1 protein-coding gene is annotated in these 1,726 nt (G+C 69.1%); it reads left to right on the forward strand.

Going from position 1 to position 1,726, the window contains the following annotated elements:
- Window positions 1-1,726 (forward strand): efflux RND transporter permease subunit (locus MFF42_RS19940; protein WP_238257311.1); only part of this gene is annotated, 1,726 nt, incomplete at both ends.

A 1,726-nucleotide genomic window follows, 5' to 3' on the forward strand; every position in this document is an offset into this window, starting at 1 on the left:
GCAGGTCATCCCCATCGGCGGCGAGGTGCGCCAGTTCCGGGTCAGCCCCAACCCAGCGGCGATGCGCGCGCTCGGGGTGACCAATGCCCAGCTGGAGACGGCGCTGGCGCAGTTCGGCACCAACGCCGGCGGCGGCTTCACCGATCAGAACGCCCGCGAGTACCTGATCCGGAGCATCGGCCGGACCATGAGCCTCGACGACCTGCGCAACCTCGTGGTCGCCACGGTCGCCGACGCCCCGGTCTACCTGCGCCAACTCGCCGAGGTGTCCTTCGCCGCGAAGGTGAAGCGGGGCGACGCCGGCTACATGGCCAAGCCAGCGGTCATCGTCTCGGTCGAGAAACAACCCGACGTCGACACCGTGCGGCTGACCCGCAGCATCGAGACCGCACTGAAGGAACTCAACCCGAACCTGCCCGGCGGCATCAAGGCCGACCAAGTGCTGTTCCGGCAGGCAGACTTCATCGAGACCTCGATCCGCAACGTCGAGCGCGTCCTCGTCGAGGCCGTGCTGGTCGTGGCGGTGGTGCTGTTCGCCTTCCTGCTGAACGTGCGCACCACGGCGATCTCGCTGCTCGCCATCCCGGTCTCGGTGCTGACGACCGCGGTGGTGTTCCACCTGTTCGGGCTGTCCATCAACACGATGACGCTCGGGGGCCTGGCCATCGCCATCGGCGAGCTCGTCGACGACGCGGTGGTCGATGTCGAGAACATCTACCGGCGGCTCGGCGAGAACCGAAAGGCCGGCAACCCGAAGAGCGTGTTCCAGGTGGTGGTGGAGGCCTCGAACGAGGTGCGCTCCGGCATCGTCTACGCGACGCTGATCATCATCCTGGTGTTCGTGCCGCTCTTCGCCCTCTCGGGCATCGAGGGCCGGCTCTTCGCACCCCTGGGGCAGGCCTACATCATCTCCATCCTGGCGAGCCTGCTCACCTCCATCACCCTGACGCCGGTGCTGGCGTCGCTGCTGCTCCCGGGGCTCAGGAACCTTGAGGAGCACGACAGCCGCTTCCTCAAGCTGCTCAAGCGGGGCAACGCCGCCCTGCTGCGGGTCGCCTTCCGGCACAAGGGCTGGCTCGTCGGAAGCGTCGCCGTGGCGGTCGCCGCCGCGGGCGTCGCCGCCTGGAACCTGCCCCGGGCCTTCCTGCCTCCGTTCAACGAGGGCTCGTTCACGGTCAGCATGACCTTCAACCCGGGCATCTCGCTCGCCGAGAGCAACCGGGTCGGGCTGATCGCCGAGAAGCTGCTCCTGGACATCCCGGGCGTGAAGGCGGTGGGCCGCCGGACCGGTCGGGCCGAACTCGACGAGCACGCCGAGGGCGTCCACTCCTCCGAGATCGACGTGGCGCTCGACGAAGGTACGAAGCGTCCGAAGGAGGCGCTGGTCGCCGACATCCGCGGGCGCCTCGCCGCCCTTCCGGTGGCGGTCAACGTCGGCCAGCCGATCTCGCACAGGCTCGACCACATGCTCTCGGGCGTGCGGGCCGAGATCGCGCTCAAGGTGTTCGGCGACGACCTCGACGCCCTGCGGCGGGTCGCGAACTCCCTGCGCGACCGCATGGCCTCGATCCCGGGTCTCGCGGACCTGCAAGTCGAGCGGCAGGTGCGCATCCCGCAGCTTGAGGTGCGCGTCGACTACACCCGGGCGGCCCTTTACGGCGTCCAGCCCGCCGCGGTCGTCGAGCAGATCAGCCGCCTCTCCAACGGTCGGGTGGTCTCGACGGTC

The organism is Methylorubrum podarium, assembly GCF_022179745.1.
GTDB classification, from domain to species: Bacteria; Pseudomonadota; Alphaproteobacteria; order Rhizobiales; family Beijerinckiaceae; genus Methylobacterium; species Methylobacterium podarium.